At 35.0% G+C, this 26,891-nt stretch carries 17 protein-coding genes; 8 read left to right on the forward strand and 9 right to left on the reverse strand.

Annotation, left to right across the window (positions count from 1 at the left end; all coding sequences use genetic code 11):
• Positions 1–8: 8 nt before the first annotated feature.
• Entirely contained in the window at positions 9–1,028 is a 1,020-nt protein-coding gene (locus INR75_RS16755; protein ID WP_092542210.1) for a LacI family DNA-binding transcriptional regulator, read from the reverse strand.
• 740 nt (positions 1,029–1,768) lie between these two features.
• On the opposite strand from INR75_RS16755, the gene INR75_RS16760 reads away from it, so the two are divergent.
• The 3 genes from INR75_RS16760 (at position 1,769) to INR75_RS16770 (ending at position 3,602) form a co-directional block, all read left to right on the forward strand.
• Positions 1,769–2,089, forward strand: a complete 321-nt coding sequence (locus INR75_RS16760) for a phosphoribosylpyrophosphate synthetase (RefSeq protein ID WP_092542208.1) — start codon at positions 1,769–1,771, stop codon at positions 2,087–2,089.
• A 100-nt stretch (positions 2,090–2,189) separates the two neighbouring features.
• A complete protein-coding gene (locus INR75_RS16765) occupies positions 2,190–2,690 on the forward strand; it encodes a Dps family protein (protein WP_092542206.1) in 501 nt (166 codons plus the stop codon).
• 15 nt (positions 2,691–2,705) lie between these two features.
• Positions 2,706–3,602, forward strand: a complete 897-nt coding sequence (locus tag INR75_RS16770) for a mechanosensitive ion channel family protein (RefSeq protein ID WP_223089696.1) — start codon at positions 2,706–2,708, stop codon at positions 3,600–3,602.
• Positions 3,603–3,689: 87 nt separating this feature from the next.
• Here INR75_RS16770 and INR75_RS16775 read toward each other — a convergent pair whose 3' ends face one another.
• The 3 genes from INR75_RS16775 to INR75_RS16785 form a co-directional block, all read right to left on the reverse strand.
• Complete coding sequence (locus tag INR75_RS16775) at positions 3,690–6,464, reverse strand: outer membrane beta-barrel protein (RefSeq protein WP_223089697.1); 2,775 nt, start codon at positions 6,462–6,464, stop codon at positions 3,690–3,692.
• Between the two features lie 92 nt (positions 6,465–6,556).
• Positions 6,557–9,343 carry an outer membrane beta-barrel protein gene (locus INR75_RS16780; RefSeq protein ID WP_223089698.1) on the reverse strand — a complete coding sequence of 929 codons (2,787 nt, stop codon included), beginning with the start codon at positions 9,341–9,343 and terminating at the stop codon, positions 6,557–6,559.
• A gap of 164 nt (positions 9,344–9,507) precedes the next feature.
• The gene (locus tag INR75_RS16785; RefSeq protein WP_223089699.1) at positions 9,508–13,227 is read right to left on the reverse strand and encodes a BamA/TamA family outer membrane protein; all 3,720 of its coding nucleotides are present in this window, start codon (positions 13,225–13,227) and stop codon (positions 9,508–9,510) included.
• 55 nt (positions 13,228–13,282) lie between these two features.
• Here INR75_RS16785 and INR75_RS16790 point away from each other — a divergent pair, with 55 nt between their 5' ends.
• Complete coding sequence (locus INR75_RS16790) at positions 13,283–14,467, forward strand: Pycsar system effector family protein (RefSeq protein ID WP_223089700.1); 1,185 nt, start codon at positions 13,283–13,285, stop codon at positions 14,465–14,467.
• Between the two features lie 59 nt (positions 14,468–14,526).
• Here INR75_RS16790 and INR75_RS16795 read toward each other — a convergent pair whose 3' ends face one another.
• On the reverse strand, positions 14,527–16,893 hold the full coding sequence (locus INR75_RS16795) for a GAF domain-containing protein (protein ID WP_223089701.1): 2,367 nt from the start codon (positions 16,891–16,893) through the stop codon (positions 14,527–14,529).
• Between the two features lie 159 nt (positions 16,894–17,052).
• On the opposite strand from INR75_RS16795, the gene INR75_RS16800 reads away from it, so the two are divergent.
• Complete coding sequence (locus tag INR75_RS16800; protein WP_223089702.1) at positions 17,053–18,177, forward strand: TlpA disulfide reductase family protein; 1,125 nt, start codon at positions 17,053–17,055, stop codon at positions 18,175–18,177.
• A gap of 94 nt (positions 18,178–18,271) precedes the next feature.
• Here INR75_RS16800 and INR75_RS16805 read toward each other — a convergent pair whose 3' ends face one another.
• Both INR75_RS16805 and INR75_RS16810 read right to left on the reverse strand, forming a co-directional pair.
• Positions 18,272–18,949 (reverse strand): SIMPL domain-containing protein, encoded by a 678-nt coding sequence (locus INR75_RS16805; protein WP_223089703.1) that lies wholly within the window; start codon positions 18,947–18,949, stop codon positions 18,272–18,274.
• Positions 18,950–18,997: 48 nt separating this feature from the next.
• Entirely contained in the window at positions 18,998–19,645 is a 648-nt protein-coding gene (locus INR75_RS16810) for a rhomboid family intramembrane serine protease (RefSeq protein WP_092542191.1), read from the reverse strand.
• 52 nt (positions 19,646–19,697) lie between these two features.
• Here INR75_RS16810 and INR75_RS16815 point away from each other — a divergent pair, with 52 nt between their 5' ends.
• Positions 19,698–20,600 carry a lysophospholipid acyltransferase family protein gene (locus INR75_RS16815; RefSeq protein WP_223089704.1) on the forward strand — a complete coding sequence of 301 codons (903 nt, stop codon included), beginning with the start codon at positions 19,698–19,700 and terminating at the stop codon, positions 20,598–20,600.
• Between the two features lie 215 nt (positions 20,601–20,815).
• Here the strand turns inward: INR75_RS16815 and INR75_RS16820 are convergent, their stop codons facing one another.
• Together INR75_RS16820 and glmM are read right to left on the reverse strand one after the other, a co-directional pair.
• Positions 20,816–21,616, reverse strand: a complete 801-nt coding sequence (locus INR75_RS16820) for a restriction endonuclease (RefSeq protein ID WP_223089705.1) — start codon at positions 21,614–21,616, stop codon at positions 20,816–20,818.
• A 185-nt stretch (positions 21,617–21,801) separates the two neighbouring features.
• On the reverse strand, positions 21,802–23,187 hold the full coding sequence (gene glmM / locus INR75_RS16825; RefSeq protein WP_223089706.1) for a phosphoglucosamine mutase: 1,386 nt from the start codon (positions 23,185–23,187) through the stop codon (positions 21,802–21,804).
• A gap of 118 nt (positions 23,188–23,305) precedes the next feature.
• Between glmM and INR75_RS16830 the strand changes: the two genes are divergently transcribed.
• Together INR75_RS16830 and uvrA are read left to right on the forward strand one after the other, a co-directional pair.
• Positions 23,306–23,899: an ACP phosphodiesterase gene (locus INR75_RS16830; protein WP_223091967.1), complete on the forward strand. Its 594-nt coding sequence runs from the start codon at positions 23,306–23,308 to the stop codon at positions 23,897–23,899.
• A 117-nt stretch (positions 23,900–24,016) separates the two neighbouring features.
• Entirely contained in the window at positions 24,017–26,848 is a 2,832-nt protein-coding gene (gene uvrA / locus INR75_RS16835) for an excinuclease ABC subunit UvrA (protein WP_223089707.1), read from the forward strand.
• Positions 26,849–26,891 lie beyond the last annotated feature (43 nt).

Below are 26,891 nucleotides of genomic sequence, written 5' to 3' on the forward strand. Positions count from 1 at the left end.
ATTGATAATTAATGTTCAGAATCAAACGTAGTAGATTCTAAATTTACCAATTTAGTTTTGATAATTTTTTCTGTAGTTTTATTTAATTCGGCTTCACCTTTTAATCGTTTTCCAAGAAGCTTCATGGCTCCTTTCCCTATTTTACGAGGATTTTGCTCGATATAACTAATAGATGGCGTTAGGAAAGACGTGATTTCTTCATTTAAGAAACCAACAACTTTGAGATCTTCAGGAATACGAATATTATGTTCGTAAGCATAACGATAAACTCTCATCGTACTTTCTGTATCACAACAGAGAACGGCTTCTACTTTATCGTCGATTAGAATTTCGTGAATTTTTTCATCTAAGAATTCACGTCTCGTAGAAGCTGCAATATGTTCTTTCATACTTGGCAATAAAGCTTCCTGATAACCTCTAATTCTTTCTTTACCGTTAACCAGGTGAAGAATCGTTGAAACCACACCAATTTTTTTGACTCCTTTTTTGATCAATTTAGTGGTCACCTTTTTAAAACTTTCAGCATCGTCTACCCCAACTTTATCTACAGGCATATCATAATTGATACGATCGTAAAGTACTACTGGTATATCATAATCGATTAGATGATAAATATGGTCGAAAGCTCTTTTACGCTGCGTTTCTTCAGCAATAGAAAGTAGGACACCATCTACAAAACCAGAGGTTAAATGGTCTATGATCTGCACTTCACGATCATAAGATTCGTTAGAAATATAAGTGATCACTTGTAATCCTTCCTCCTGTGCTTTAGCTTCTATCCCAGATAATACTTTGGCAAAAAAGACATTTGCAATGTTTGGGATAATCACACCAATCGTTCCACTCCTGCTACTTTTTAAATTAACTGCCACAGGATTAGGACGATAATTATGTAAAGCTGCAAGTTCTTTAACGCGTTCTACCGTTTTCTGACTAATTTCTGGGCTGTCATTTAGTGCTTTAGAAACAGTAGAAACTGAGACATTAAGCAATTTAGAAAGCTCTTTTAAGGTGATTTTATTTTTCATACCTTCAACCTAAAGTTTAAATCTGGTTTTTACGCCAAAGAAAAGCATTTTTGCCTTTGCTAGAAAATAAATTCGACGTTAAGTGACCGGCCAAGCTAATTTTCATAATTACAAAGATAGTTTTTAGAAGTCATAAACCCTAGACCCTTGATTTTTTTGGGGTTCAACACCAAGACTTGCACAAATTTTTAGATTCAGCATATAAAATAAGAACCACACTTAATTAAAAAACACAATTTCAAAGGACAACCCCTGTATTTTCGTTATTTTTCTGAAAAACATTTCAAAAATGCTAGTTATCTGATTACCAAAGTTCTTCTTTTTAAAACATACTTAGCTTCTTCCTATATGAGTATTAAACTGGTGAAACAGATTACATCATTAAAAATCATCAAAAGTTACTTATCAGCTCTTCCCGAAATTTGCTTGATTTTTTTCTAATTTTTTGTACACTAGCAAAAACGATAATTATAATCCATACCTATGAAATTCTTTAATTCTTATTGGTTTTATATTCTCGCAGCTATAATTACCATAATTGGTCTCGTTACAGGTTGGTATTTTTTCTTCTTAATGGTTTTACCTATAGGTCTTTTCAGCAGAAAAAAAGATCGCTAAGTCTTCAAATATTAAGGAATAGCCAAATCGAGTTAAACTTATACTAAACCATTTAAATGTCTTGGAAATAAGGCAGTCTAGACGTAATTTAACATTTGAAACCAATTGAAAAATTAACGAAAATGAAAGATTACGGAACCCTATCTCAAGCAATAAATAAATTGAAATTAGAGGAAGGTTATGAGCATGATTTTAATCTTCTGGATGAGCATCTTGAATTGAAATCTGAAGACGAAAAATTTGGTGTAAACGAATTCGACGTAGATAAAGTATTACGCTTTGAAGGAATGAGTAATCCAGACGATAATTCGATTCTTTATGCTATAACTACAGAAAATGGTAGAAAAGGAACTCTGGTTGATGGATATGGAGTTTCAAGCGGACAAATGTCTGATGAGATGAGTAAGAAATTAGATTTGAAGCAAAATAGACCTATAGACTAAGCTGATCTAAGTATAGCGTTAAACTTCTATTAAACGCTATGCAGAACCTTTTAAGTATTGTATTTTTGTATTGAAATTAAAAAAACTATAAATAAATACTATGAACTATTTAGGATTAGACAAAGAAAAAATTGCTTTAACTGTAGATGAGTTAAACATTTTGTTGGCTGATTACCACTTATACTATCAAAAATTAAGAAATTTTCATTGGAACGTAATTGGTAAGAACTTCTTCGATCTACACGAGAAATTCGAAGAAATGTACGACGACGCCAAATTGAAAATTGATGAAATCGCTGAGCGTGTATTAACCTTAAGATTTCAGCCTACAAGTAATTTGAGCGATTATTTAAAAATGTCGAATCTGGAAGAATCTATTTCTGAACTTACAGATTACGATATGATTGAGCAATTGATCAATGATCATGGTGTGCTTCTTTCTCAAATGAGAAAAGTAGTTAAAGCAGCAGATGCTGCAGGCGACGAAGGTACCATCGATCTAATTGGTGCATACATTAGAGAGCTTGAGAAAACGAGCTGGATGCTAGATGCATGGAAAATGAAAACGACAGAAACTCATAAAGCTATTCCTGCTGAATAATTTATTGTAATATAGATGGCAAATAGCTTTGATATCGAAAAATCATTAGAATCCTTAGTTGATAAACTAACTGGATGGCTAAATAGCCTTATCGTGAACCTGCCAAATATTATTTTGGCAGTTCTCGTTTTTATAATTTTCTTTTTTATAGCCAAATGGGTTGGTAAGATCGTTAACCGACTTTTAATTAGAAAAGTAAAACAGGATTCTATAAGAGAGATTACGATTAAAGTCTTAAAGGCAATAATTATCCTTACCGGATTTTTTGTGGCTTTAGGACTTTTGAATTTAAATCAGCTTTTAACCTCTATTCTTGCCGGTGCAGGAGTAATTGGTCTGGCTGTTGGTTTAGCTTTACAGGGACCGCTTAACAATAGTTTTTCTGGAGTAATCCTAAGCTTTTTACCTGAACTGCAAATTGGTGATTGGGTAGAAACTAATGGTTATGCAGGAACGGTAATAGAAATAAACTTACGTAGTATTAAGATTAAACAATCTGATAATAATTTTGTGGTTATCCCTAACTCCAAAATTGTTGACGATGCGTTTAAAAATTACAGCCGAACAGAGCGTTCAAGAATTTTTGTAGACTGCGGAGTTCATTACGATAGTGATCTAGAATTTGTTCAAAAATTAACGGTGGATACTATTGCTGAATTATTCCCGCAGAATGGCCAAGAAGAAGTTGAGTTTATGTATAACGCTTTTGCAGACAGCTCTATCAACTTTACGGTTCGATTTTGGACAGATGCTAAGAAGAATTATGATATTCTAGTAGCACAAAGTAGAGCGATCGTTGGTATTAAAAAAGCTTTTGATAAGAATGATATTAATATTCCATTCCCTATTAGAACTATTGATTTTACGAATAATTTGAATTTAAGTCAGTCTTCTGAAAGTAAACAGGAATAAATTTATAATTGTCTATTTAATAAAAACAAAAGGCTTTTGGTGATACCAAAAGCCTTTCTTTATTAGAATTAGCACTCTAACACATTATTAAAAAAAGAAGTTGCTTTCTCTAACCTCTCCCTTTTTACCTAATGTATTAAACTTATAACTGAAACCTAGCATAAAATATTGTTGTAAGACCGTACTTTGTACATCCTGAACATAATTTTCTGAGGTTTGCCGTTGTGTGTTCGTGTTTTGATCCAGAATATCGAAGGCTTTTAAACTAATGTTTCCTTTATTATCCAATATTGAATAGGTAAGCGTACTATTCCACAGAACCGTAGATTGCTGAAAAGCTGCACCAACATTTGGATTATTAAAATAGCGAAGATCATTTTGCCACTCTAAATTTCTCGGCCAATTTGTAGTCGCTCTTAATCGCAATTCGTGCCGTGTAAATTCATAATCTTCTATGGTATTAATATCGAAATCGGTATTATTAAATCTAACGGTATATCCTGGGCGTAACTCTAAGAAATCGCCAAGCGTATAAGTTAAGTTTAACGTTGGGTTTAAAGCCGTGGTATTGCTGTTATATATTTCATTGTTTATAAAATTTACATTTCTCAGTAGCGTACCATAGAATCCTAAACCTATTCTAAAGGACGAAAGAGAATCAATTTGTACTTCTTTACTATAACTAATATTTCCTGAACCTCTGTAGGCACCGTCCACATTATCATAAGTTGTAGTTCTCACAAAATTTTTGTCTACGGTAGACTTAGAAACCACCTGATCGTCGGTATAACTATACATAACATATGCGTAAAATCCGCTTCTTGATTGAAAATCATAATTATTATAATTTAAGTAAAATTGAGTATCGTTAGAAGGTTTTAAATCTGGATTTCCCTGAATAATATTTAATGGATCTGAAACATCAACATAAGGCGATAATTGCCGAACTTGGGGTGCGTTATTATTTCGTGAAACCGATGCATATATTCTCGTCTTCTGACTAAGTGAATAATTCATGTTCAAATCAAATTCGATAGCATCAAAATCCTGAGAGAAATCAAAATTTCTCAAATTATCACGACTAGACAGTTCTCTTAAAACGTAGCCGACATCCAGACCAAGATTAAGTTTCTCTGTATTCCAATCTACCCCAAATTCAGGTCTGTAGTATTCATTAATATTTTCAAAATCTGTACTTTGCTCGATATTGAAATTATCGAATGTTCCAGAAGCATCATTAAGATCGTAAACATATTGCCTATCATCTCTGGAATCGTTACCATATCCTATTTCAGAATTCAAATAAAACTTATCTTTTACAATCGGTAGTCTATAACGAAGGGTAGAATTAATATTGTTATTCTCCTGTTCTCCATCTGTAAATTGATTTCTATCGATAGATTGCCCATCATTTCCAAAGGTTTCTGCTGAAGTCAAAATATACGACTCTGAATCATTATTTTCTAGGTCCCCGTTTACTCGTAAAGACAATGAAGCGCCATTTGCCCAACTTTTATTCACGTTAAAATTCCCTCCAAAAGTCTTTCCATCTCTAAATGTTTGGTTATCACTCTCAGATTCGTTAATTAAGTCACCATTTTCATTAAAAGACCGTGAATTACTTTCGTAACTATTTTCAGCTTTAGTATAACTGAACGAAGGCATGGCATCTATAAACCAAGTGGTATCTGGTTTTGTTGTAAATTTAAGATTTGCCTGGTGGCGATCTGTATTCCCTTCTGTTCTAGAATAACTTTCTGTAAAATATCGATTATCAGGCAAGATATTTTCTCGCTCACGTTGGGTTTCTTCATAATTATTGGAGCCGGAGTAAAAATAATCAGCTGAAATTTCTGAAGTTTCACCCCAGGAATCCGCAAAATTAAGTCCGCCGGTTCGTGAATTAATGATTCCGCTACCAAAACCAAAACTACGACCATTAATACTGAAAGCTCCGGTGCTGGAAACCATCATGGATCCACCACCTCCAAACATTTTTTCGATCTCCCCAAAACTAAAACCAGGAGAATTAATATTGTTACCGCCACCAAGCGCGCTTAGTTGAAGGTCGTTATCAAAATAATTGACAAGACCGGCATATTCAAAACGATCATCGGTTCCACCGCCACCAGAAACACGACCAAAAACTCCTTTATTTTTATCCTCGTCGATGGTAATATTGATGGTCTTGTTTTCACCATCACTATTTTCTCCGGTAAAAGCATCTGAGTCTGATTTTGTATCAGAAACCTGAATTTTACTTATCATTTCTTTGGTAAGATTTCTGGTAGCGATCGTAGGATCGTCACCTCCAAAGAATGATTTACCGTTAACCAGGATCTTATTTACAGGTTTGCCGTTTACGGTTATATTTCCTTCACCATCTACTTCTACTCCTGGTAATTCTTTTAAAAGATCTTCAACCGTAGCGTCCTTTTGAGTTTTAAAAGATTCAGCATTAAATTCTAGTGTATCTTTCTTGATCGTTACCGGCGCTCTTCTAGCTTTTACCAAAACATCGCCTAAAGACTCCACTTGAAATTCGAGTGCAATAGGATCTAATGTTATCATACGGTCGCCTGTAAGTTTAACTCTTTGTTCATGCGGAACGTAACCTACAAAAGAAACATAAACATTAACTTCTTTAAGACCGGTTCTTCCAATTAATTTATATTCACCGTCCTTATCTGTGATCGTATACGTAACCAGAGTACTATCGGTCACCGATTCTGCAAAAACGGTTGCAGCCTCTAATGGAGCCTTGTTTTCTTTATCTATTAATTTTCCTGAAATTTCAAATTTTTGTGCAGATAATGAAATGCTAAAAAGTCCTATAGCGAGGACCAGTAATTTTTTAAACATAAAATGATGAATTATTGATTGACGTATGCTAATAACTAAAAAACTCGTTGAATATTTAATGAGTTCTAATTTTTTAAGTTTTATTTAACGTTTTATAGGGTGTTTATCCTGTAATGCCTTACTCTTCCTGGCTGACTCTTTCTGTTTTTATGGAATGTATCAAATCGATAACTAAAGCTTAGCATAAAATATTGAGTGAGCGCCGTAGACTCGTAAGAAGTGATAGAATCTGCACCAGAAAATTGATAGACGTTCGTGTTTTCGTTTAAAATATCATATGCCTTAAGCGTCAATAGCCCGAAATCATTTTTCAGGAATTTATACGATATAGAAGAGTTCCAAAAGAAAATATGTGCATCAAATCGATCCTCATCGACCTGCGGATTAGTTGAATATCTAAAATCATTATTCCATTCAAAATTCTTAAGGAATTTTATAAAACCACTAAAATTTAACGAATTTCGATATATTCTTTGATCTGCTATGGTCTCTAAATCGTATTCTGCAACTTGCAAATTCATAGAATAACTTAGCTGAAGTCTTAAACTCTGGTTAGACAAATTTACAGATGGCCCAATTCTATAATTCTGAGTACTGGCTGAATATAAAGTTTCATCTGTAAATCGATAATTCTTATTATGCCTTGCATTAATATTCATATTAACGCCTAAACGATTAATAGAATCTAATTTGAAATTCTTATTCATCCAAACAGAAGCAGACAGCCCGTACTCATCATTTATATTGCTGAAGGTTGTAAATCTTGAAAGATCATCAGCTATAGTGGTTTGAGATTGCACGGGATCTACTGTATAATCGCCATTGATATTTGCATTGAAATAAAGCTGCTTATCCATATTATTACCATTATAACTCAATCTAACATTATGGCGATTGGTGAGGTCTAAATCTGGATTTCCCTCAACTATGTTTAGTGGATTTGAAATATTTCTATACGGTGTTAAGCTATAGATCGAAGGAATTTGGTTAGATAAATTGTAATTAAACCGAAGACTCGAAGTTTTTGAAAAACTATAATTTAATCTGGCACTTCCTTCAAAAGCATTAAAATCATTCTCGAAGCTAAAATCTCTAATTCTATCTGTACTTTCTAAATCTGCAATAGAATATCTGGCATCTATGGAAAAATTAAAAGTTTCACCCTGATAACTAATATTTAAAGCAGGTTTGTGAGTTATGGTATGATTATCAAAACTTGTACTTTGATCTTCATTAAGATTGGTATAGCTATTAGATTCTTCATCCAGATCGAAAACTAAGTTTTCTGAATCCTCCAAATTAGCACTATAATTATAAGAAATACCGTAGAAAAGTAACTTTTCGATAATTGGAGATCTAAAATTTACTGAAGCGCCAGAATTGTTGTTTTTAGAGCCTCCTCTTGTTATCTGATCTCGATAAATATTTTCCTGGTCTGAATTATAAAAAATGAATTCTGATTGATTATTGCTTTCAAAATCTGAATTAGAGATATTGTTATTTATCCCAAATGTTAGAAACGATTGATTAAATCTCCTGTTAATATTTAAGCTGTTTACGAAATTGGTTGTTTCTGTAAGTCCGTAATTATTAGAATTTGATGTATTTCTTAATTCTCCATTCTCTTCCCTGCTCTCTGAAGTCCTACTCCCTCTCGTAAAGTTTTTATCATAACTAAATCTTGGTCGTGCATCGATCATCCAACTCGAATCTATAGTTGCTTTAATTCTTGAATTAATCTCATGTTTGTCCTGGTTTCCGGTATTGTTATAACTATTTTCTGAGAAGTAATTTCCATCTGGACGAATATTTTCTGAAGACGAAACGTTTCTGTAATAATTATTAGAGGCAGAATAGAAGTAATCTGAACTTACTTCCAGATTTTCCCCAAGATCATCGGCATAATTGGCACCGGTAATTTTAGAATTCACTATACCATTACCACCACCTATTCTTCTACCACCAATACTTATTCCTCCATTATATGTTGTATAAGAATTAGTATTAAATATTTCTCTAAGTTCACCAAATGTAAAACCAGAAGTATTGATATTATTCCCTCCACTAAGCACACTTAATCGCAAATCATCATTAAAGTAATTAGCAAGACCAGCAAACTCGAAACGTTCATCACTTCCTCCCCCGGCTGCAACTCGGCCAAAAACACCTTTATTCTTATCTTTATCTAGTTTTATATTGACCGTTTTACTATCTCCACTTGCTTTCTCCCCGCGAAAAACCTGGCTATCAGATCGTGTATCTACCACCTGAATTTTATCTACCATATCTTTTAGTAGATTCTTTGTTGCAATACTTCCATCACCAGAGAAAAACTCTTTTCCCCCTACTAATATTCTATTAACCTCTATACCATTAACCTTAATAGTCCCATCTTCATCTATCTCTACTCCCGGTAATTCTCGTAGAAGATCTTCTATCGTTGCTCCTTCTTTTGTTTTAAAAGATGCTGCATTATATTCAAGAGTATCCTGCTTAATTCTAATGGGAGGTACTCTCCCTTCAATTAAAACATCACTTAAAGATTCAACTCGTTGTGACATTTCGATTGGCTTAAGTTCCAAAGGATATTCACTTTGCGGTAGTGAAATTAATTTCTTTACGGGATCGTACCCCACAAAGGAGATCAAGAGATTTATTTTTTCTTTTGAAGATTTCCCTGAAACATTAAAAACACCATCAGTATCTGTTATAGTGTAACTAATTAGGGTACTATCTTTTAAAGTCTCGGTAAATACGGTGGCCCCTTCTAAAGGTTCATGAGTTATACTATCCAGTAATTTTCCTGATATCTCAAACTTTTGAGACTGGGCAGTAATTGATGATACAATCAATAGCAGAAATAATGCTTTTTTAAGCATATTTGATGATTTTTGATTGATGAGTAACTAAACCTAAACCGTTTAACTACTACAAGTTTAACACTATTTTATCAAAAATAACACCAAAATTTAATTTTATTAACGTTGCCGCATAAAAAAACCTGCTAAAAGCAGGTTTTTCAATATTTGATTTACAATAATTTTTAAAATCTAAAGCCAAAACCAAAACTTACTCGCCATCCTTCATCTCCATTAAATACGTGCAATGTTCCGTTTACTGCCTCGGCACTATTAATCCATATTCCACCTCCATAACTATCATGCCACTGGTCACTATTACCATCTTTTAACCATACTCTACCAAGGTCATAACCACCAAAAACCCCTATTTGAAATGGAAGGAAAGAAGTTTTAAACTGATTAAAACTATAGCGCAGGTCTCCTCCTGTAGCAAAAGCACTTTTTCCTGCAAATCGCTGCAATCTATAACCTCTCAACCCGGAACCACCTCCTAAAACAGCGGCTTGATAAAATTCGTAATCTGTACCTATATTAATTTGTGTTTGCACATGACTTTTCAATACTAGTTTTCGACTTCGTATGAGAGAATTATAAAATTCTAAATAAGATTTAAAATATCCATAATTTCGATCTGTATCGGCCGTATTTAATTTTGCGCCAAGATTTAAATCAAATTGCATTCCGCGGGTTGGATTTAAAACATCATCATAACTTTCGTAGCGATACAAGGCATCCAGACCTGCAAAATACTTTCGATCAAAAAATCCTTCAGGATCATCTGGTGTAAATTCATCTATAAACCTTCCTTCAGTGTGATCGATCTCTACTGTTTCAAAACTTGCTTTATAGCTAAAATAGCTACCAAATGGAGTTGCATTTACCAAACCAACGTCACCTCCAATTCTGCTAATCTTAACTCGGTTATAATCTAATGTAAGATCATCATCTAGATTTACCGTTTCATTTCCGTAGCCAAAAAAGTTTCTAGCAAAATTAGGGCTGGTAAAATGTGCTCCAACTTGTAAATTATAATCTCCTATAATCGTTGCAAATCTTGCCTGATAACTTAGATCAAAACCATCTGTAGCAAAATAATATCCTGCTTTTAATTCATGTTGTGAGGTATAGGGATTTCTTTTAAAATCATTGATAGTATATAATGCTTTAAACCCAAGCTTAACACCATCATCTGGATTATAACCTATCCCGGGTGTTATAGACGTCGATTTAAATACCTTTTTATCTTTGTCATAAATATTTAGGTCATATTGATCTGTAAATCTAAATCGGGCGTCTGCGCCTTCTTCTATGGTATTTGGTTTAGATTTATGATCGTAGATCTTTAATTTCTTCTTGTTTCTTATTCTATAAATATCGTTGTTTTGCCCACCAATTATCCTCACATAAATTAGGCGATCACCTTCACCATCTACCGTGATGATATCATCGTCATCTAAAGCATAGATCCAAATATCTTTAGTAAAGGCTTTATCGTAAATATAATCACTTACGATATCTGCACGTTCCCCTTTCTTATTTCTATAGATCGTAACTTTCGTTTTTCCCTCTGGCATTCTGGTTACATCGATAAAATCATCTTTATCTGTACCGGTAACTATTGCCAGTTTTGCATAATAATCGTAATACCTTTCAGCAATTTCAACAATATTATCCCTTCTGCCTTTTAGTTTCTCGACTACGGTCTCTGTAATTTCTCCCTGTGTTTCTGGCGGAAGATTACTAAAAGCATTTTCGATAACTTCATCTGTTATATTTTGCTGAATATATTCTGCCTGTTCTAACCAGGTTTTCTTTCCTGTGTTTTGAAGTATAGATCGATCTAAACCTATGGCTGCAATATTAAACCACTCAATATTAGATAACTTTTCATCATAAACTGCAAATTGATTTGCCAGACCAACTAGCGAACGAAGCGTACCAAAAAAAGCACCATCGAAATTTGAAAATACCTGGTCGCGATCTCTTGGAATTGGCGTAAAAATATGGTTACCATCTCCATCTTCATTCTCTGCCCAACGCCATTGATCCTGGTGCCTGTCCCAATCGCCAACCAGCATATCAAAGATTCTTGCTTTTACATAAGCCGGCTCGTCTATTTTATATTTTTCATCTCTTCGAATACGTTCAAACATTCCGGCTGTACTAACGATATCGTGATTTGGCGATCCAAAACTTTCCAGATCAAGCCAATGTTCCTCGGGACGTTCTACGATCATGTATACGTCGTCTCCATGATCTTCGTTAAGTTCTTCTAGATTATCCTGCTTAGGCATATAAAAAACCTTCGGGTTTGTATGTGCAAGCCCTATCGCCTCAGACAATGTTGGAATCGCAAGAAATGCAAAAGGATGCGCTGAAGTATAAAAATCTGTAATAATACTTTCTGCTGTAGTATTCTGAAATTGTTGCTCTATAGGTTTATCTTTATAAGCAACCGTTTGCAAAAATTGTACAGCATCTTTGCGCAAACGCCTAATATTATATTCTCGATTTAAAGAATCTTTTACTCGTATCGAAACTGTTTGGTGACCTCCACCTTCTCGCATCGGCTCTAATCCTCCGTAAAGAGTATCAAGATCTGCTACATTATATTCGACTTCTGTCCCGTATAATTTCCGATAGCGCTTACCCCATAAAGTCCTATATAAACCGCTTACATCTACATCTTCTTCAGGATAGATACTTGCTTTTTTTTTCTGCGGAAAAGAATCTGGGAAATCTCCTAATTTATAAGGTTTCGGACTTTCAAAAACTTCTTTTTGATACATCAACTCTGGCTCATTATCTTTATTTCGATAATAACTAACCCAGGAAGATCCATCTTTAAAGACATCATAAACCGCAAATCCCTGAAGCGAAAAAGCAAATAATCCATCTGTTCCCAGCGCTACATAATTTTCTTTAGATCCAGATCCCGAAATAATTTGTTTGATCCCGTCGTGATCGATGTACTGTAAAGTATGTTCGTGGCCAGAAACAAATATTACTCTATCTCGTCCTTTAACCATAGTTTCCAATCGATCTGATAAAGACTTATAACGTTCATTTTGTAGATCCTGGATAGAAATTCCTCCGGTAGTTCTAATAAGCATTGCTAAAGAACCCAAAACTGGCACCGGAATTTTTCGCTGCGATGGATATAAATGTCGGTTAAAATTATACTGCCCACCATGAATTCCGTTAGAAAAAATAGGATGGTGTAAGGCGATAATCGTTGTTTTATTCTGCGATTTTTTTAGCTCACTTTCGATTTCTGTGAACAATGCTTCTCTAGTTTTTATTTGATCGCAATTGTCGTTGACCGTTGGGCTTTTGTCCCAATCTTCAAGATACCATTGCGAATCGATAATGATCATTTGTATATCATCAGAAATTTCTTTGATCTCTAATCCACATCCTGTGCTGGGAGACCAATCTAAAGAATCACCATATTGTTCTATAAGGTATTCTTCCTGGCGTTCTAAACCATCGATACGTTCGCTATACCAATCGTGATTTCCGGGAATGTAGATCACCTTTCCATTATAATTCTCTACTGCATCTAATTGCGCATCCAATCGATATTCAGATTGTTCACGTAAAGGATCATCTTTAGGAGGCATTCCAACCGGGTAAATATTATCTCCCAAGAAGATCGCATAATCTCCCCTGGTGTCTCTTTCTTTTATAAACTTTTTAAAGACTACTAAGGCTTTAGAAGTACCACCTTCTGGTGAATAGCCTCCATCCCCTAATAAATAAAAAGTCTTCTCAATTTCCTTATTTTCAGGATATCCAAAGTTAGAAGTGGGTTCTCCTTTTCGATATTTTGGATCTGAACTTGTGCAGGCAGCTACAAGCGTTAAAATAAACAAAAAACAGTAGTAGTTATATCTTTTCATAAATGTTGTTAGACAAAATTTTGTAATTTGGCACAGTCAAACAAGTACTTTATAGATGAACAACCTTTTAGATAAAGCTGATAAATATGTTCTTGAATTATTCAAGGAAAAACTCCCTAATACCTTTCTATATCACAATTACAAGCATACAGAAAGAGTTGTTAAAAGTACTGAAGAATTAATTGAACATTCTGAAATTAATGTTAAACAAGAGGAGGCACTTAAGCTCGCAGCATGGTTTCATGACACCGGATATACTAAGGGTCACGAGAAGCACGAAGAATCCAGTGTTAAGATCGCCAAAAGCTTTTTAGAAGATAATAATGCTACCCAAGATCTCATCGATCAGGTTTCTAAGTATATTCTGGCGACTAAGTTTAGCCACACGCCGCAGGATATCGGAGAAATGATCATTAAAGATGCCGATTCTTCTCATTTTGCTAAAGATTATTACGAAGAAACCAGCGAACTTTTAAGGCAAGAATTGCAATTGCATAACCGTAAGAATTTCACCTCTAGTGAATGGATTATGGAGAATATTAAAATGCTGACTGAAAAGCATCAATTCTATACCGATTATGCACTAAAGAACTGGAATCACGCAAAAGAAGAGAATCTTTTAGATCTTGTTGAAAAGCAAAATAAAAGGGAGAAAAAACTAACCAAAGAAGAGCATAAAGCCCGACTAAAAGCTAAATATAAAAACGATAATCCAGAGCGAAGTATCCAAACTTTATTCAGGGTAACTTTACGAAATCATATCAAATTAAGTGATATTGCAGATACTAAGGCCAACATTTTACTTTCTGTAAATGCGATTATTATTTCTTTGGCAATCTCTAACCTTATTCCAAAATTAGATGCGGTAAGCAATCGCCACTTATTAATTCCTACGCTGGTTTTGGTACTTTTTAGCGTTGCTTCTATGATCCTTTCGATCATGTCTACTCGTCCAAATGTTACCAGCGGAGAATTCACCAAAGAGCAGGTTAAAAATCGTGATGTAAATCTTCTTTTCTTCGGAAATTTCCACAAAATGCCTTTCGATCTATTTAAATGGGGAATCAACGAAATGATTCAGGATAAAGATTACGTTTACGAATCGCTAATGCTCGATCTACACTTGTTAGGTAAAGTTTTACATCGTAAATATTTATTACTGCGATTAACCTATACTGTTTTTATGTTAGGTATTATTATTTCGGTAATTGCTTTTGTAATCGCTTTTTATCTGATGTAAATTATTGTTGAAATCTCCAATAAAAAAGTTTAAAAAATTGCATCGATATTCGTTGAATATCAATGCAATTCTTCCATTAGATTTTCATAAGTGATAGGCTTCTCATGCTCTTTTTGCTCTGAAGTGTATAAAATATTTACTCGAATTGCTTTAAGCCCAATTACACTCTGTACATCTTCCAGTTCTAAAAGCTCAAGTTCATCTCCTAAATATTTCTTAGCCTGAAGGTATTTTACGTAACGAACATATTCACGCTCATCAGATTTTTGCGAATAAATAATAACGATCTTTCCTTTGGTGGTAATTCGTTCTTCAGTTCCTTTAATAAAGGCTTTATCTATACGCTTTTTAATGATTTCGTACCTGGCATTATAAGTACCATCAACATCAAATTTCTTTTCGTCCATTCTGTAACGAATCGAAAGAGTCGTGTTATAGACCAGGATCAAAGAGGCTGCATCTAAGTGCATTGGAGTAGACTGCTGCAGGTGATAAAACCTGTTTTCCATCTCTACCATAGTCTTTATTTGCCACAATCTTAAATTAAAAAGATAGACTTTGTTAAATGGCTTATTTTTGGTAAGCGATGGCCCTATGTACATGTTATGATCTACCCCATCTGTTTTATATCGCTCAAAATAATGCGGATAAATTTTCTGTGCTTCTAATTGTCGTTTATCCAGAAAACGAGACATTGTACGGTTGATCTGTTGTACGGTATCATCATAATCTTTACGATGATTGTAAATGATTCCGGTTTCGGGATTTAGCATTTCCCGATAATCGGCAACCATATTTCTAATCTCTTCGCTTTGCTTTTCTAAATGTTCCATTAATGGATTCACTTCACGCTGCAAAAGACCAAAGATTTTCTGTTCACTACTTGCATTTAGACTTTCATCGATATCAACTCTAAATTCCTTAATTCTAAACTTTACCTGCTCATAAATGGGAAGTTCTTCGATCTTATAAGCTTTATCAATAATTTCTAAAATGACATCCAGTTGATAAAGCAAATCCTTCTGAATAGCTTCATTTCTGGCATCACTACTCGCTACAATATCAATTTGTCCATATAAAGGATATACATCTTTAAAGACAATATCCTTAAAAGATGCAAGCCCATCACTATCGTAATCACTTATAAATTTTCGCGCTTCACGCTCAAAAACCCATAAAACACTAGGATGAATAGAGGTGCATTCACTTTGAATTACCGCTTTTACACGATTTTCGAAGTCATTTTTATTACGCTCAGAAGCTGTAATAATATAAGGTAAGATTTCATCTAGTTTCATCGCATTAATACGGTTAAGCACATTTTTGCGATTAGCCACTAACTCTAATATTCCTACCAGGTTCCCGTTTTTGGCAAGCGGCGCTAAAATACAACTCTTAACATCGTTTGCTAGTAAGTTTCTGGCTAGGAGATTATCGTTCTCTCGTGCGTAAACTTCTACATTAGGAATACTAAATTTCTTATTATCCTTGATCAGGCTATTAAAACTCTGCTCGCAAATTCCAGTTTTGCAGTCGCTTTCCAGATCGTCATTTAATATAAAACTCTTGGCTTTCAGCTTTGTTACCTTTTCAAAAGTACGGTCTTCAACATTATAACCAGTAAAGCCAACTCTAAGATCTGGAATCTTATAAATTGTTCTAAAAATTCGTTCCAGTTTATTTAATTCTTCTTTTTGAGCTGTTTTCTGAAAAAGTAAAGCTGTTTTCAATTCAGAAATAGCGTCTTCAACAGTAACATCGGTTAGATTTACGATCACAAAACCTTTAAAAACCCAACTACACGGCGGAAACTTTTCTTTCCACAAATCTATATTTTCAACATTTTGCAAAAGATCATCTACATCCTCTTGTGTGATCTCTTTCGCATCTTCTTTGGGGTATAATTCTACAAAATCGCCATTTAAACTTGCTCGATAATGTTTTTCGATTCCGTTTTCGTCTGGAATATCATAATACGGTGGCCGCGAAAAATCGATATTAAAATCGTAGTATTTATTTAGAATATTAATACAGGCATTAATGTATGCCGCATTATCATCGATCTCACGCATACTTGGCTTAAAATCCTTTCCTGCGGCATCTATGATCTTCTTTAATCGATTAGAGTGATTAAAAAGAATATTATGATAAGGTATCGAAACTGCTTTTATCTCGTTATTACTTAACACATTGGGAAAAAGATCATCTAACAGAATCTTTATAGGATCTTTGTATTTTTCTAAATCTTCGATATTATTGATCCCCTCGACGAGCTTTGGGTATTTTTCGATGTATCCCAGTAAACTTTCGATGTATTTTTTGGCAATAGGATTCTCCTCAACTTTAAGCCGATCTTCATATTGCTCTATTACTCTATGGAAGCTTATTGTTATATCCAGGGGGAAATCCTGCTTTTGCTCTTTCATTCTTTAAATTTATTTGGCCGTAAATTGATCTAAAAGTAAACTATTAGTACTATAAATATGTTCTAAAAAGTCTTAGAGTTTAAATTACAAAACTTTTGCAAGAATCACACCGCTTTCAACGATCAGTTCATTACTTTTGCACAAAATTAATATTTAATCATGCGAAAATTAATAGGAATAGCTAGTTTATTGGTTATACTAACCGGATGCGAAAAAGATCAGGGATATTCGATCTCAGGTAAAGCTGAAGGAATTGAGAATGGTAAAATGGTTTATGTTTCTGAAGTTAAGGAGCTAAACCAAAGACCAGCAAGAATCGACTCTACCTCTATTGAAAACGGAAAATTTGAACTTGATCTTGCTGATGTAGAAAACTCAAATTTAAGTGCTCTAGAAGTTGAAGGCGTTAATGGAATGGTTCTTTTTATTTCAGAGAATGAAAATATCGACTTCACTATTTACAAGGATAGCATCCAGGCTTCTAAGAAAAAAGGAGGTAAAGAAAACGAGCTTTTAAATGAATATTTAGAGCATTACCAGGCGATCAACAAAGAAGGAAACAAGCTTGGTGCAGAAATGAGAGCGGCTTATCAAAGTAAAGATTCTACAAAACTGGAAACTTTACAGGCAACGCAAAAAGAGATCATCGATAACGACAAGTTATTTAAGATGCAAATTGCTGAAGAAAACAAAGATTCATTTATCTCGATAATGGCGATTATGGATCTACTTAGATCACAGCAACCAGACATCAAGAAAATAAAAGAACTTTACGCTTCATTGTCTGAGGATGTAAAAAATACTCCTTATGGAGAAATGATTGGGAAGCAACTTGAAACTATGAATGCTACTGAGATTGGTAGCGAAGCTCCAGATTTTAGCGGTCCAACTCCAGATGGTGAAGAATTAGCTTTAGCTGATGCTATGGGTAAAGTAACGATAATCGACTTTTGGGCAGCGTGGTGTAAACCTTGTAGACAGGAAAATCCAAACGTTGTAAAAGTGTACAACAAATACCATGATAAAGGTTTAAACATTATTAGCGTTTCTCTAGACAAGCCTAACGAAAAAGATAAATGGTTAAAAGCTATTGAAGACGATGGTCTTGTTTGGAACCACGTTTCTAACCTTAAGTTTTGGGACGAGCCAATCGCTAAAAAATACGGAATTCGTGCAATCCCTGCTACTTTCATTATCGACGAAAACGGAGTGATCGTAGATCGTGATGTTCGTGGTGAAGAAGCTTTAGACAAAAGAATTGGAGAGCTTTTAGCAGCTGAATAAATTCTTTTCTGAAAATATTAAAATCAAAAATCCCCGGCAAAACCGGGGATTTTTTAATTTAACTAACTAATTAAGAATCTGAAGTAACTTCAGATTAAAATAACTGGAAACTTATATTCACGTTTATACTAACTTCCATTTCACCAGGAGCTATAGTTTGCTGATCTGACTGAGAAGATGATTTCATTTCAGCCATTCTCAAAACTGGATAAGAATTTCCTCCATTTTCAGAAATCATTACCGCCTTACCAATTTTTTGATCTAATGGTGCTACCAAATCTTCAGCTTTTTTCTTAGCATCTAAAACGGCTTTTTTACGAGCTTCTTTTTGATACTCGCCAATTTTAGAAGAAGAAAATTCTACACCATTAATTCGGTTTAAACCATTTTTTAATAAACCCTGCATGATTTCTTCGTAATCTTTAAGATCTTCAAGTTTTATAGAAATTGCCTGATTGGCTACAAAAGTTTCTTCCTTAGTATTATAATCGACACGCTTATTAAAATTTACATATTCTGTTTGAATATTTTTTTCAACAACTCCTTTCGATTTTAGATATTTAAAGATCTTATTTGCAATTTTATCATTCTCTTTTTTAACCGCTTCAGCATCCAAACCTTCAGTTTCAATTCTAGAATTTATAGTTACCATATCGGGAACTACCATAACATTTCCTTCCCCACTTACACTAACAGTATTTCTTTCGGTTGAATTTTGGGCGCTTATCCCCATGCTGGTGATGACCGCCAGTAATAGCACTAACTTTTTCATAAGATTGATCATTTTGTTTGGAAAGAGTAATCCAAATACGATACCAAACTATATCTTTCCGCTACGATGAAGTAAAAATAAAATAACGATCGGCGCAGCTAAAAGGATAACCATCATAAGATGAGCTTCTAACACAAATGGCGCCAAGATTATTGTTGATAAATAACCTCCAACAGCTCCACCAAAGTGTGCATCGTGACCTATGCTATCTCTTCTGCTTTTCATTCCGTAGATCGTATAAAGCAAATATCCAATACCAAATAAATAGGCCGGGATAGGAATAATAAAAAACAAGCCGAGCATCATATCGGGATTCAATAAAATGGCAGCGTAAAGAACTCCCATCACCGCACCACTGGCTCCTACCGCGGTATAATTATACTCATCTTTATGGAAATACAGCGATAACAAATTCCCTAACAGTAAACTAACTAAATAGACCACGATAAATCCGGTTGTCCCCAAATAATAAAGCACCGCATCAGCAAAAAAGTACAGCGTAAGCATATTCACGAATAAATGCGAATGGTCAACATGTAAAAATCCAGAAGTTAAGATTTGATATTTTTTACCACTTTTTATATCGGCGATATTAAACTTGTACTTGTGAAAGAACTCGGGATCATTAAACCCCTTAAAAGAAATGATCACGTTTGCCGCGATAATGATAATTGTTACCAATTCTAAATTGCCCATAGGTATTGCAGTTTAATTTCAAATATACCATATATTTGCTGAAAGTTTTTTTATGCAGGGATTTGTTTTCTGGCTTGTTTATCCTCTACTCTGGTTAATTTCAATCTTACCCTTTAGGCTTTTTTATTTATTCTCAGATCTGGTTTACATCTTGGTCTATCACATTGTTGGTTATCGTAAAAAAACTGTGGAAAACAATCTAAAATTGGCTTTTCCTGAAAAATCTGAAACCGAATTAAAAATCATTAAAAAGAAGTTTTATCATCACATGTGTGATATGTTCTTAGAAATGATAAAAACCCTTACAATTTCTGAAGCCGAATTAAAAAAGCGCTTTGTTTTTACCCACCCTGAAGATATTGAGACCGTAAACAATCTTGGTAAAGGAGTTTTAGTTATGTGCGGACATTATGCAAGTTACGAGTGGATGATCTCTATGGAAGTCTACGGACTTAAACTGAAGGGACACGGAATCTATAAACGTATTAGAAATAAATACTTCGACAAGCTGGTAAAAGATATCCGCGGAAAATTTAATACTGAAATGATCGAATCTCACCGTGTAGTGAGCACCGTAGCCAGACATCAAAAAAATTACCTGAATGGTATCTACGGGATGATCGCCGATCAAACTCCGAAACGAGCAAATTATAAGTTCTGGACCGATTTTATGGGAATTAAAGTTCCTTTTTTTACCGGAACTGAAAAGTTATCCAAGGATTTCGATATGCCGGTGTACTACCTTGAAGTCGAAAAAGTAAAACGAGGTTTCTATGAAGCCCGTCTAAAAAAGATCACCAATAATCCACAATCTGAACCTGATTTTTTTATAACCACTTCTTTCCGTGACCGACTGGAAGCTCAAATCAAAGCTCATCCAGAATATTACCTCTGGACGCACAAACGTTTTAAACACCGCAATGCCCCTATCCCAGAGAATGCAGTAGTGAAATAGAGTTTTCAGTGAGTAGTCACAGTAGGCAGTGATCAATTAACAATAAGCAGGAAACGATTATCGGTTTTTATTGACTGTCATTACAAACAATTACTTCCGGAAGACCAGAAATCTCTTAAAAAACAAACCTCACAGGTTTTAAAAACCTGTGAGGTTTGACAATTACAATAACAAAAGCAAAAGTTCAATTGAAACTCAGTTGTTCAGGAAAAATATTACTCACCTTCAAAGAAATCTGAATCCAATTCTTTTACTTCATATGTAGATTTAACCTGAATCCCTACATTATATTCATGCATTAAATCAGCTAGTTTTAAGCCATCAATCAAGATTATGGTGTGATGCGCATCATGAGCCTTTTTTTCTGCTCCTTTATCAAAACTTGATGTAGTAACAAAAACACCTTTCTGGGTGTCTCCGCTCATCGCTCCTATAAAATTCCGAATATCCTTTTCTCGGACCTTATTTTCTCCGTAGCGCTTAGCCTGAATATAAATCTTATCCAAACCTAATTTATCTTCATTAATAATTCCGTCAATCCCTCCATCACCAGTTTTGGAAGTTTCTACAAAATCACCGTATCCCATTTTTTTAAGAAGTATTAAAATAACTTTTTCGAAATAAAATGGATCAAGCTCTTTTAGCTTTTCAAGTAATTCATTCTTTATTTCATTCTCAATTTGCAAAAATCCTTCGTCTATTAAATCCTGTGGAGAAGCATTCTCTATCTTATTAGGGGTAGTTTCTTTCGATGGATTTTCTTCGTTATAAAAATCAAGAAAATTCTCAGAACTTTCTACGTCCCTCAGGCTTAACTTTTTCTCGATAGAAGCTAAACCCTTTTCGGTGATTTTCACATATCCTCTTTTAGGAAACTCTATAAATCCTCCTTTTTTTAAATAAGATTTCCCCCAGGCAATTCTGTTTAATATCAGAATATCACCACTTTTCGTTTTCTCACTTAATTGATTATCTGATAATTGAGAATAAAACCGACGAATAACTTCTTTACTCATTTCACGATGATGTACTCTCACTCTTTTCTTTCAATACTTTTAAAATGGGAATGAAAGTTTCATGAAATTTTGGGATCTCCATATTTGCTTGTTTATAAAATTTATATGATCTGAAGAGTTACTTCAAACTGCTGCTGCCAACTGCCCACTGTTTACCGTAAACTGCAAACTGTTAACTAAAACACCTACCCAACAATCTCCTTAATTTCGCCAATCATTTGTTGTGCAAGTTCATCAGCTTTTTGTTGGGACTTAGCTTCAGTATAAATTCTAATAATTGGCTCGGTATTCGATTTTCTTAAATGCACCCAATTTTCAGGAAAGTCAATTTTCACTCCGTCTACCGTGCTAATTTCTTCATTTGCATATTTCTCTTCCATCGTCTTTAAAATAGCATCAACATCGATTTGCGGAGTTAATTCAATTTTATTTTTGCTCATGTAATAGGCAGGATATTCAGCTCGCAGCTCAGAAACTTTTACTTTCTTTTCAGCTAAATGTGTTAAAAACAAAGCCACACCAACTAAACTATCACGCCCGTAATGCGCTTCAGGATAAATAATTCCGCCATTACCTTCACCACCAATGACGGCATTAGATTCTTTCATTAGCGTTACCACGTTTACTTCACCTACGGCGCTGGCTTTATAATTTCCACCGTGTTTTTGGGTTACATCCCTTAAAGCTCTGGAAGACGATAAATTACTAACCGTATCACCCGGTGTTTTCCCAAGTACATAATCGGCACAGGCCACTAACGTATATTCCTCGCCAAACATTTCCCCGGTTTCATCGATAAACGCCAAACGATCTACATCTGGATCTACCACCACTCCAAAATCAGCTTTTTTTTGCTGCACCAAATCGCTAATATCAGCAAGATGCTCTTTTAAAGGCTCTGGATTATGAGGAAAATGCCCATTAGGTTCACAGTATAATTCAACCACCTCAGCACCCAATTGCTTAAGAAGTTTTGGAATCGCAATTCCGCCGGTAGAATTCACCGCATCTACAACCACTTTAAATTTAGCCGACTTAATCTTCTCTGCATCTACCAACTTCAGTTTTAAAACTTCTTCGATATGTCGATCGATATAATCGTCGATTTTGGTAATTTTCCCAAGATCATCGACTTCAGCAAAATTAAAATCATCACTTTCAGCAATTTCAAGAATTTTCGCCCCGTCTTCTCCGCTTAAAAATTCACCTTTATTATTTAGCAATTTTAATGCATTCCATTGTTTAGGATTGTGGCTGGCCGTTAGAATAATTCCGCCATCAGCATTTTCTAAAGGCACAGCAACTTCAACTGTTGGTGTTGTAGAAAGATCGATATCTACCACATCGATTCCCAAACCAACTAACGTATTTACCGTAAGTTGTTGAATCATACTCCCAGAAATCCTGGCGTCACGACCTATTACTACCTTTAAATGCTCTTTATCTGAATTCCATTTTAACCAGGTTCCGTAAGCTGCAGCAAATTTCACGGTATCGATTGGCGTTAAGTTATCGCCAATTTTACCACCAATAGTCCCACGAATTCCTGAAATAGATTTTATTAAGCTCATGTTGTAAGTTTGTTTGTTTCCAAGGGCTTTTTTTGGCCCTATTACAAATATAGCAGGATGTCACGCCTCCTCAAAATCTTAACAAAACTTAAAGAAGTAGAATCGTTATATTGTGGCAATGAATTATCTGGCACACATCTACCTCTCTGGAAATAATGACATGCTAAAAATCGGTAATTTTATAGCCGATTCTGTAAAAGGAAAGCAATATTTAGACTATCCAAAAGCCGTACAACAGGGAATCACTTTACATCGAAACATCGACGAGTTTACAGATTCCCATCCTATCGTTCATCATAGTGTTCATAGGCTTTTCGATAAATATTCACATTACAGTACGGTGATCGTCGATATATTATACGATCATTTTTTAGCTGCAAACTGGAGTGATTTTCACGAGACGAAATTAGAAGATTATAGCCAGGATTTTTATAATCTTATTCAGCGTAATCCCCAGGTTTTGCCAAAGCGAGTAAAAAACTTTATGCCATACATGATAGAGCATAACTGGCTGGTAACTTATTCTACGATTGATGGCATTGGACTTATTTTATCGCAAATGAACCAGCGCACCAAGTTTAGATCGAAAATGGACGAATCTGTAAACGAACTTAGAGAGTTTTACGATGAATTTAAAGATGAATTCTATAGATTTTTTGCTGAACTTGAAGCTTTTTCAGAAAAAAGGAAAAAAGAACTACTGGAACAGTAATTGCTAATCGAAATTCAACAAAATCATTCAAATTTAGATCGAAATTAACAATGGTGAAACTTTGCTTACTTTTTAGTTAGCAATGCATTGAGTAACTTTGCGATCTTGATGAAAAATATGACGAAAACTGAAGAAAAAATAGAGGTTTTAGGAGCCAGAGTTCATAATTTAAAAAATATTGATGTCGAAATTCCCCGCGAAAAGTTAGTCGTGATCACGGGACTTTCAGGCTCCGGGAAATCTTCCCTTGCTTTTGATACAATTTATGCTGAAGGTCAGCGTCGTTATATCGAAACATTTTCTGCCTATGCTCGCCAGTTTCTTGGCGGTTTAGAGCGCCCCGATGTAGATAAAATTGAAGGTCTTTCTCCTGTTATTGCGATCGAGCAAAAAACTACGAGTAAGAATCCGCGTAGTACGGTAGGAACGATTACCGAGATTTACGATTTCTTAAGGCTACTTTTTGCCCGTGCCGGTGAAGCTTACAGTTACAACACAGGTGAGAAAATGGTAAGTTATACCGATAATCAGATCAAGGATTTGATCATCGAACATTATAAAGATAAACGTGTAAGCGTTTTGGCCCCGGTAGTTAGATCCCGAAAAGGACATTACCGTGAGTTATTCGAGAATATTGCCAAGCAGGGTTTTGTAAAAGTGAGAACCAACGGTGAAATTCGGGATATCGTAAAAGGAATGAAGCTGGATCGATATAAAACGCATGATATCGAGATCGTGATCGATCGTTTAAAGATCGATGACAATACCGATGCGCAAAAACGTTTGGACGAAAGTATAAAAACTGCCATGTATCATGGCGATGATGTGCTTATGATCATGGAGCAGGAAACCGGTGAAGTTCGATTTTTTAGTCGAAACTTAATGTGTCCTACCACCGGAATCTCCTATCCTAATCCAGAGCCAAATACATTTTCCTTCAACTCTCCAAAAGGTGCCTGCCCTAGCTGTAGCGGTATTGGCACGCTTTATAAAGTAAATGAAGATCGAATTATTCCAGATCGCTCTAAGTCGATTAAAAGCGGTGGATTAGCTCCACACGGACCGCAAAAAAAGAACTGGGTATTCTCACAACTTCAGCTTATTGCTGAACGTTTTGATTTTAGCCTGAACGATCCTATCGAAAAAATTCCGCAGGAAGCCATGAATATGATCATGTACGGCGGAAAAGAAAAATTCAGCAAAGAATCTAAAACCATAGGAATTACCAGAGAATATAAGATCGATTTTGAAGGCGTTGCTACCTTTATCGAAGAGACTTATAAAAATAATGACTCTAGTTCTTTACGTCGCTGGGCGAAAGAATATATGGATAAGATCGAATGCCCAAGCTGTAACGGTACTAGGCTGAAGAAAGAATCGCTTTATTTTAAGATCGACGAAAAAAATATCGCTGAATTAGCGAATCTTGATATTAGTGATTTAGTAGCACTTTTTGAAGATCTTGAAGACCGACTTTCAGAAAAACAAAAGAAGATCGCTACTGAAGTGGTTAAGGAAATTAGAACCCGACTCAAATTCTTAGAAGATGTTGGGCTTACCTATTTAAATTTAAACCGAAGCTCAAAAAGTTTATCTGGTGGTGAAGCACAACGAATAAGACTGGCCACTCAAATTGGTTCGCAATTGGTTGGTGTACTGTATATCTTAGATGAACCAAGTATTGGTTTGCATCAGCGTGATAACGAGAAACTAATCAATTCCCTGGTATCTTTACGAGATATTGGGAATTCTGTTATTGTAGTAGAACACGATAAGGATATGATCGAGCGTGCAGATCATGTGATCGATATTGGCCCAAAAGCCGGGAAGCATGGTGGTGAGATCATTAGCCAGGGACCACCTTCAGAAATTCAAAAGAATAGAACGCTTACTGCAGATTATCTAAGTGGGAAAAGAGAAATTGCTGTTCCGAAGGAAAGAAGAAAAGGAAACGGAAAGAAAATTAAACTCACCGGCGCAACAGGAAATAACCTGAAGAATGTTTCGGTTGAATTTCCTTTAGGTAAAATGATCGCTGTAACAGGAGTTTCGGGAAGTGGAAAATCTACTTTGATCAACGAGACCCTTTACCCGATCATGAACGCGCATTATTTTAATGGTGTTAAAGAGCCTAAACCCTATAAAAAGATCAAAGGTTTAGATCACATCGATAAAGTTATTGACATCAATCAGTCGCCAATTGGGCGCACACCAAGAAGTAACCCGGCGACATATACTGGTGTTTTTTCTGAAATTAGAAGCCTTTTCGCTAAAACTCCTGAAGCTTTAATTAGAGGATATAAACCGGGAAGATTTAGTTTTAATGTGAAAGGTGGGCGCTGTGAAACCTGCAAAGGTGGCGGACTTCGAGTGATCGAAATGAACTTTTTACCCGATGTGTATGTTGAATGTGAAACCTGCCACGGAAAAAGATTTAATCGCGAAACTTTAGAAATTCGGTACAAAGGAAAATCTATTGCAGATGTGTTAGAAATGACCATCGATGAAGCTACAGATTTCTTTGAACCTATCCCGAAGATCTTTAGAAAATTGAATACGATCAAAAATGTTGGTTTAGGCTATGTTACGCTTGGGCAGCAAAGTACCACGCTTTCTGGTGGTGAAGCCCAGCGTATAAAATTAGCTACGGAATTGTCTAAACGAGATACCGGAAATACTTTTTATATTTTAGACGAACCAACAACCGGACTTCATTTTGAAGATATTAGAGTTTTAATGGAAGTCCTGAATAAATTAACCAACAAAGGAAATACTGTTTTAATTATCGAGCATAATCTGGATGTTATAAAAATGGCAGATCATATTATCGATATTGGCCCAGAAGGTGGTAAAGGCGGCGGCGAAGTAATCGTAACCGGCACACCTGAAGAAGTTGCCAAAAACAAAAAAAGCCACACGGCAAGATTCCTTAAAAAAGAACTTAAATAAAATAATTATGATTCCGAGCAATCCGGATGACGATAGTTATCTG

This window comes from Zunongwangia sp. SCSIO 43204, assembly GCF_019904275.1.
GTDB classification, from domain to species: domain Bacteria; phylum Bacteroidota; class Bacteroidia; order Flavobacteriales; family Flavobacteriaceae; genus Zunongwangia; species Zunongwangia mangrovi.